Annotated in this window: 6 protein-coding genes; 2 read left to right on the plus strand and 4 right to left on the minus strand. The window is 67.0% G+C overall.

Translation table 11 applies throughout. The features are described from left to right. A partial coding sequence (locus A8G08_RS12415; protein WP_068274192.1) for an ABC transporter ATP-binding protein occupies window positions 1-1,541 on the minus strand: 1,541 nt, incomplete at its 3' end. A gap of 71 nt (window positions 1,542-1,612) precedes the next feature. Between A8G08_RS12415 and A8G08_RS12420 the strand changes: the two genes are divergently transcribed. Beyond that, the gene (locus A8G08_RS12420; protein WP_245672801.1) at window positions 1,613-2,527 is read left to right on the plus strand and encodes a cation diffusion facilitator family transporter; all 915 of its coding nucleotides are present in this window, start codon (window positions 1,613-1,615) and stop codon (window positions 2,525-2,527) included. 74 nt (window positions 2,528-2,601) lie between these two features. On the opposite strand, the gene A8G08_RS12425 is transcribed toward A8G08_RS12420, so the two are convergent. Both A8G08_RS12425 and A8G08_RS12430 read right to left on the minus strand, forming a co-directional pair. Beyond that, window positions 2,602-4,314, minus strand: a complete 1,713-nt coding sequence (locus tag A8G08_RS12425) for a GMC oxidoreductase (protein ID WP_068274196.1) — start codon at window positions 4,312-4,314, stop codon at window positions 2,602-2,604. Further along, window positions 4,315-5,784 (minus strand): flavin-containing monooxygenase, encoded by a 1,470-nt coding sequence (locus A8G08_RS12430; RefSeq protein WP_068274198.1) that lies wholly within the window; start codon window positions 5,782-5,784, stop codon window positions 4,315-4,317. 107 nt (window positions 5,785-5,891) lie between these two features. Here A8G08_RS12430 and A8G08_RS12435 point away from each other — a divergent pair, with 107 nt between their 5' ends. Continuing rightward, complete coding sequence (locus A8G08_RS12435) at window positions 5,892-6,974, plus strand: AraC family transcriptional regulator (protein ID WP_245672802.1); 1,083 nt, start codon at window positions 5,892-5,894, stop codon at window positions 6,972-6,974. Here the strand turns inward: A8G08_RS12435 and A8G08_RS12440 are convergent. Further along, the coding region (locus A8G08_RS12440; protein WP_068274202.1) for a metallophosphoesterase at window positions 6,949-7,587 on the minus strand (639 nt) is incomplete at its 5' end. The genes A8G08_RS12435 and A8G08_RS12440 overlap by 26 nt on opposite strands.

Here is a 7,587-nt window from a genome sequence, read left to right on the forward strand (position 1 = left end):
AAGCGTCGACTTGCCCGAACCGTTGCCGCCGACCACCAGAACGCCCTGCCGCGTTCGACGGTGAGGTCGACGCCGTGCAGAGCCTCCGTCGCCCATGGTGTGCGGGCGAGGTAGGTGTGCCGGACTCCTTCGAGCCGAAGCAGCGGTCCCACCGCCCGAGCGACGGTCCCGTGCGGGCCGCGATCCAGCACGGCGGGCGAGGTTGGCGACCAGTCCGGCAGGTGGTCGACCATCCGCCCCGCGGCGAGGTGGATCACCCGGTCGGCGGCCGCGGCCTCGGTCTCCTGATGGGTGACGAGCACAACGGCCATCCGGTGCCGCGCCGGGAGCCCGGCGAGCAGCGCGACAAGCTCGGCGCGTCCGGCCGGATCGACCATCGAGGTGGCCTCGTCGGCGATGAGCAGGCTCGGCCGGCGTGCGAGCGCCGCCGCCACGGCGAGGCGCTGCATCTGCCCGCCCGACAGCGACGATGTCTCGCGCTGCCCCATGCCGCCGAGACCGACCTCGCGCAGCAGGCCCTCGATATCGACCTCGGCGCCCGGCGGCAGGCCCCACACGACGTCGTCGGCGACGAGCACGCCGAGTGTCTGCGTCTCCGGGCGCTGCAGCACGACGGCGGTCCCGCCGAACTGGCCCAGTCCCGCGGCGCCGGGCCGGTTCACGGTCCCCGTGGTGGGCGGGCGCCCGGCGAGGATGCGCGTCAGCGTGGACTTGCCGCTGCCGTTGTGGCCGACGACGGCAACGAACTCGCCGTAATCGACGTGCAGCTTGATTCCGCTCAGGGCGTCGGCCTGCGCGCCCGGGTAGCGGAAGCACACCCCGTCGAGCCGTACGGGCAGCGGCGCGACCTCGCGCGGATCGTCGGGAGCGTCGAGATGATCGGAACCGGGAAGCCAGGCGAGCCGGTCGAGGACGGCGCCGAGCGCAAACCAGGCCACGATCGCGCCGACCATGACACCGACGGCAGTGGAGCTGCCGACCCACAGCCACCACCAGTCGTCGACCGTGTTCGAGAGCCAGGTGAACCCATCGGCGAGCGTGGTGAGCGACAGTTGGCGACCGGCGATGTCGGCCAGTCCCCGCAGAGTGTCGCGGATGGTGTCGAAGACGAGTGCTCGCGAGTTGGCGAACACGAGCAGCATGCCAACCGCGAACAGCGCGAATGCCACGGCGGCCACGAGCGAACAGGCCATGGCCGTGAAGAAGCCGCGACCGCGTCGCTTGACCTGTCCGACGATGCCGCCGAGCACCGCGCACGAGACGAGGGTCATCGCCGAGCTCAAACCGCCCGCGACGAAGGCCACGGATACGGATGCGACGGTCGCGGTGATCAGCGCACGCACCCGGTGCCGATGCGCGACCATGCCCATCGGGACGGCCGCGAGCAGGTTAAGTGCCGCAGCGAAAGGCAGGACCGATGCGACGACGGCAAGCGTGACGGAGACCGCGCCGAGCACGGCTCCCGTGGCCAGCTCGATCGGACGTAGTGGACCGCTGATCGCGGGTCCGTCCGCCGCCGGGCGGCGCGCCTTCGTTGTCACCTGACCAGTGTGCCAGCAGGCCGCGGCCGGTCGATATTGCATGTATGCGCAATCGCGCATATGTTTTCCGTGTGGCTCACGATCACGCGCATGCCTCCGCCGCGACCAGCGCCTCGGGCAAGCACCTGCGTGCGCTCGGGCTGGCCTTCGCCATCGGCCTCGTCTTCATGCTGGCCGAGTTCATCGTCGCGGCCGCCACGTCGTCGCTGGCGGTGCTCTCCGACGCGGTGCACACCTTTACCGATGTGATCGCCCTCGCGATGGCGCTCGGTGCGGTGCTGCTCGCCAAGCGCAGCCCGCCGACGCACACCCGGACGTTCGGCTACTACCGGGCAGAGGTGTTCGCGGCGCTGCTCAACGCAGTGCTGCTGTTCGTCGTCGCCGGGTACGTGATCTACGAGGCGATCCAGCGATTCGGCGATCCGCCGGACGTGCCGGGTTGGCCGGTGCTGATCATCGGCGTGGCAGGCCTGAGCGCGAATATCGTCGCGTTCCTGCTGCTGCGCAGCGGCGCGCAGGAGAGCATCAACGTCCACGGCGCCTATCTCGAGGTGCTCGCGGATCTCGTCGGCTCGGTCGGCGTGCTCATCTCGGCGATCATCATCATCACCACCGGCTGGGCCTACGCCGACCCGATCATCGGGATCGCGATCGGGGTCTGGGTGTTGCCGCGCGCGTACATGCTTGGCCGCCGTTCGCTGCGAATCCTGTTCCAGCACAGCCCGGAGGCCCTGGATGTCGAGGAGGTCTCCCGCAGGCTCGAGGCGCTACCCGGGGTCGCGAACGTGCACGACCTGCACGTCTGGACGCTCACCTCGGGCATGGAGGTGGCCTCGGCGCACGTCACCGTTCGGCCCGGCGTCAGCGGGGACGAGGTGCTGCGGTCCGCGCAGGAAGTGCTGGCGCACGAGTTCGAGATCACGCACGCCACGCTGCAGGTGGAGGGGCCGGATTCGGCCCAGCGCTGCAGCGAGCTGTCCTGGTAAGTCCAGAAATGGAAAATGCGCACCTGCGAGCGATTTCGCCTCGCAGGTGCGCATTGTCTATGGGGGCCCGCTGATTACGCGGATGCCGACTTCGTCACCGGAGTGATCGAGAGCCAGAGCGCGCCGGGCGCGCTCGCCGGCACCACCGGGTTGCGCGGCGCGATGGGCTCGATTCGCTGGTACGGCGCACCGAGCGGCGGACGCTGGTCGACCTCACCCTTGTTCGGCCATAGCGAGATTGCCCGCTCGGACTGCGCGGTGATGGTCAGCGACGGGTTCACACCAAGGTTGGCGGTAATCGTCGAGCCGTCGATGACGTGCAGGCCATCGTGGCCGAAGAGCCGCTGGTAGCCGTCGACAACGCCGGTCTCGGGGGAGTCACCGATCGGGCAGCCACCGATGAAGTGGCCCGTGATCGGGATGTTTGCGAGCTCGGTGATCGAACCCTGCGGCAGGCCACCGATCTTCTCGGCGACCCGACGGGTCACCTCGTTGCCCTCGGGAATCCACACCGGATTCGGCTCGCCCACACCCTGTTTGGTGGTCATCTTCCGGCCCAGCACGCCGCGCTTGGTGTACGTGGTGATCGAGTTGTCCACGTTCTGCATCACTAGCAGGCCGATCATGCGCTCCGACCAGTGCCGCGGGTTGTGCAGCTTGTGCAGCTTGTTCCAGTTACGGCCCATTTCCTTCACGCCGAGCACCCAGCGCTTCTTGCCCTCCTGGGCGTCGACCAGCACCGTGGTCATCAGGCCCATGAAGTTGCTGCCCTTGCCGTACCGCACCGGCTCGACGTGGGTGACCGCGTCGGGGTGAATCGACGAGGTGATCGCCACGCCCTTGGTGAAGTCGGTGTCGGTGCGCAGCGAACGCGCGGCCAGCACAGCCTCCGAGTTGGTGCGGGTCAGCTCGCCGAGACGCTGCGAAATATTCGGCAGCACACCGCGATCGCGCTGGCTGTGCAGCAGGTTCTGGGTGCCCAGCGACGCGGCCGCGAAGATCACCTGATCGGCGGTGAACGTCTTCTTGCCCTTGCGGACCCAGCGACCTGTCTGGACGGTTTCGACGGCAAAGCCGCCTCCGGCCAACGGGCGCACGGTCGTCACCGTAGTGAGCGGATGCACCTGCGCACCGGCCTTTTCGGCCAAGTACAGGTAGTTCTTCACGAGGGTGTTCTTCGCGTTGTGGCGGCAACCCGTCATGCACTCACCGCAGTGCGTACACGTCTTTCGGGCCGGGCCGACACCGCCGAAGTACGGGTCCTCTACGTCTCCGCCGGGACGATTTCCCTTGCCCGCGAACAGAACTCCAACCGGGGTCGGGTGGTAGCTGTCCGAGATACCCATGTCCGCCGCGACTTCCTGCAGCACGCGGTCGGCCGGAGTCGTGGCCGGGTTGGTCACCACGCCGAGCATGCGGGTGGCCTGGTCGTAGTGCGGCGTCAGTTCCGACTTCCAGTCGGTGATGTGCGACCACTGCTTGTCCGCGAAGAACTTGTCTGGCGGCTGGTAGAGCGTGTTGGCGTAGACAAGCGAACCGCCGCCAACGCCGGTGCCGCTCATGATGAAGGTGTTCTTCAGCAGCGTCATGCGCTGGATACCGAAGCAGCCGAACTTGGGCGCCCACAGGTACTCGCGCAGGTGCCAGTTGTTCTTGGCGAACTCGTCATCGGCGAAGCGGCGGCCCTGCTCGAGGACACCGACCTTGTAGCCCTTTTCGGTCAGCCGGAGCGCGGAAACGCTTCCGCCGAAACCGGATCCGATCACCAGCACGTCATAGTGCGGCATTTAGATAGCCTTCCGTTCTTCGTAATCAGCCAGGTCGAGCTTGCGGGTGCGCAGGCGGTACTGCGTCACCGTGCCCGGCCAGTTGTTCGTGATGCGCCCGGACGCATTGCGGTACCAGCTCGAGCAGAAGTTCCAGGGGCTGCGATCGAGCCGGGACTGCAGCTTGCGGTCGAAGGCTTCCTCGACATCGGCGCGCACCGCGAGCGACCGCTCGGGCCGCGTGGCAACGGCCTGCACGGCTTGGCGGATGTAGCGGGCCTGCGACTCGAGCATGTAGACGATCGAACCGACGCCCAGGTTGGTGTTGGGGCCGTACATCATGAACATGTTCGGGAACTCCGGCACGGCCATGCCCAGGTAGGCCCGCCCGCCCGCGGGGTTCCAGACGTCGGCGAGCTTGCGGCCGCCGCGGCCGGCGATGTTCATCGGCCACAGGAACTCGGTGGCCTTGAAGCCGGTGCCGTAGATGATCACGTCGGCCGGGTGCTCGACACCATCGGCGGTGCGAACGCCGTTGGGGGTGATCGCCTCGATCGCCGTGGTCTCAACCGTGACGTTCGGCTGGGTCAGCGCCGGGTAGTAGGCGTTCGAGAAGAGCCCCCGCTTGCAGCCCGCCGGGTAGTCGGGGGTCAGCTTGGCCCGCAGCTCGGGATCGGCGACCTCCTCTTCCAGCTTCTTGTTCGCCATCCGGATGACCAGCGGCTGGATGGCCTTGATGTCGACCAGGCCGAGGGAGAGGAATTCGACCAGCAGCCAGATGCCGAAGCGCTCGGCCAGCCGAACCGGCGGCACGTACTTGAAGAGCCAGTGGTGGAACTTCGTGTACTCGACGTCCTTCTTGCCGACCACCCAAGCGGCGGAGCGCTGGAAGACGGTCATCTGCTTGACCTGCGGCTGGATCGCGGGCACGAACTGCACGGCGCTCGCGCCGGTGCCGACCACGGCGACCGTCTTGCCGGTGAGGTCGATGTCGTGATCCCACTCGGCGGAGTGGAAGGCGGGACCGGTGAAGGACTCGATACCGGGGATCGCTGGCAGGGACGGGCGAGACAGCTGACCAACGGCGGTCACCAGCACGTCGGCGGTGAACTCGGCGCCATCGGCGGTGCGCACGGTCCAGCTGTTGGCCTTCTCGTCGTACTCGGCGTCGGTGACCTCGCTGTTGAAGCGGATCCGGTCGGTAAGCCCGCGGCGATCGGAGACCTCCTGCATGTAGCCGAGGATGTCGCTCTGCATCGAGAACCGGCGAGGCCAGTCGGTCTTCGGCTCATACGAGTAGGAATACAGCGGCGAGGGGATGTCGCACCCGGCACCCGGGTAGGTGTTCTCCCGCCACACGCCGCCGAGGTCGGCTGCGCGTTCGAGGATCGTGAACTCGCTGAAGCCGTGCTTCTGGAGTTCCATGGCCATTCCCAGACCACCGAACCCGGTGCCGATGATGAGCACCGACGGCTGCGCCTTGGGGGACATTCGTCCACCTCGCTTCCTTTTGATCGCGGTCGAGCCTAAGTCGGCTCGAGGGCAGGCCGAGAGAGAACGTGGGACAGGAAATCGAGATTTTCGGCCATAATTGTGGAGTGGTGATCGATGATGTAGTCGCGCCGGGCGTCCACGACTGGCACTTTCCGCGCAGCGTGGCGAGCGTGGCGCTGATGGTTCGGTTCGCCGCCGACTACGGCGTCGACCAGGAGACCGCGCTGGCCGGAACGGGCCTCTCACCACAGCTGCTCGCCGATCCCGATGCCCAAATCGATGCGGGCGTGGAGCTCGCCATCGTCCGCAATCTGGTCGGGTCGCTCGGTGCCGAACCGGACGCGGGGCTGCGGCTGGGATCCAAATACCGGGTCACCACATTCGGCATCTTCGGCTTCGCCTGTGTCAGCAGTCCGACACTGTGGGACGCGATCAGTCTTTCTCTGCGCTACCTCGAGCTGAGCTTCACGTTCTGCATTCCCACTGTCGAGCAGACGGCAGGGGAATTCGTAGCAACGCTGCACGACGAGGGGGTGCCGTTGGACGTTCGGCAGTTCCTTGTCGAGCGTGACCTGACGGCGATGTATGTCGTGATGGCCGACCTGCTCGGTTACGGATTGCCTTTGCGTCGAATCGAATTGAAGATTCCGAGGCCGTCCTACGCAGGCTTGTTCACCGAGTTGTTCGGTGTCGAGCCGGAGTTCGATCGTCCAGCCAACGTGTTCGCCTGTGACGTTGCCGAGCTGGAACGACCACTGCCGCAATCGAATTCGCACACCTTGTCGATGTGCGAGGCGCAGTGCCGGGACTTGGTGACCCGGCGTCGGGTGCGTACCGGTATCGCGCACGATGTCCGCGATCGGCTGATCAGCGTGAGCGGCGCGCCCGCCGGGATCGAAGAAGTGGCCGAGTCGATGAACCTGAGCGTCCGGACGCTGCGCCGTCGCCTCACCGAGGCGGGCACCAGTTACCGCGAACTGCTCGATGAGGTGCGGCATGCGCTCGCCGAGGAGATGCTCGGGACCACGCCGTTGAGCGTGTCCGATGTCGCGGTCCGGCTCGGCTATGGGGAGGCGTCGAGCTTCATCTACGCGTTCAAACGCTGGACCGGAACCACACCGGCGTCCTTCCAGCGAAACCGCCGCGCTGCCGCGGTGGGCGTTAGGCGACCACCCGGAAGTGCGTGATCAGGCGGCTGTCGTCCAGGGCGTGGATGGCAATCATCGGCGGCGGCACGTAGTCCACCACGGGTTTGTTTGTCACGTCGGATTCCCAAATGGGTCCGAGCACCGAGGAAACGCTGGGCGCCACCACGAGCGGCTTGCCGGCGAACATTGTTGTCGCCGCGGTGTGCGCATGGCCGCATAGTGCGCCGATAATGCGCTCGTCGCCGCGGATGATGTCGCCGAGCCGGTCGGGGTCGCCGAGCCGGATCGGGTCGACGATCGGGCTGAACAACTCGACCGGCGGGTGGTGAAAGCCGAGCAGGATGCGGTCGTCCGGGCGGCTGTTCGCGAGGACCGTGCGCAGCCATTCGATCGTCGCGGGTTCGAGCGCGCCTTCGGGGCGTCCTGGGATCGACGAATCGCACATCGCGACGAGGACATCGCCAACGCGCAATTCCTGATTGATCGGGCCGTCATCCGGAGTGGACACGCCGAGAAGCCCGGCCCGGAACGCACGTCGATCGTCGTGGTTGCCCGGCCCGATGACGATCGGGACCGACGCGGTCAGTACCTCGGCCGCCTGCGCGTATTCCTCCGCGGTACCGAGATCGGTGATATCGCCCGTGACGACGAT

Source organism: Aldersonia kunmingensis (genome assembly GCF_001646865.1).
Classification (GTDB): Bacteria; Actinomycetota; Actinomycetes; order Mycobacteriales; family Mycobacteriaceae; genus Aldersonia; species Aldersonia kunmingensis.

What these genes read in the sequence shown, in the direction of transcription:
- A8G08_RS12430 (WP_068274198.1), bottom strand. Translation starts at nt 5,784, where the DNA reads ATGTCCCCCAAGGCGCAGCCGTCGGTGCTCATCATCGGCACCGGGTTC.
- A8G08_RS12425 (WP_068274196.1), bottom strand. Translation starts at nt 4,314, where the DNA reads ATGCCGCACTATGACGTGCTGGTGATCGGATCCGGTTTCGGCGGAAGC.